At 46.7% G+C, this 257-nt stretch carries 1 protein-coding gene; it reads left to right on the forward strand.

All coding sequences use genetic code 11. The features are described 5' to 3' along the window. The coding region (locus B4920_RS26950; RefSeq protein ID WP_139379722.1) for a DUF2157 domain-containing protein at nucleotides 1-257 on the forward strand (257 nt) is incomplete at both ends.

Consider the following 257-nt stretch of genomic DNA (forward strand, 5'->3'; position numbering starts at 1 on the left):
CCACGCTTGCAAACGTGGCACTGTTAGTGGTGAGTATGTTAATTGGTGGACTTTTAGCCTTGGTGGGCCAGACCTATCAAACGGGAGCGGATCCTTGGCAGCTATTTGCGTTGTGGGCATTAGCCATTATCCCCTTAGCTTGGGTGGCAGGTTTTGAGGGCTTATGGTTGTTATTACTCGGGTTAGTTAATTTAAGCCTTGGACTCTTTGCTGATACCGCATCCTACCTTTTGGATGAACAGATTTGGTTATTTGTC

It is taken from the genome of Zoogloea sp. LCSB751, from assembly GCF_002028455.1.
Taxonomy (GTDB): domain Bacteria; phylum Pseudomonadota; class Gammaproteobacteria; order Burkholderiales; family Rhodocyclaceae; genus Zoogloea.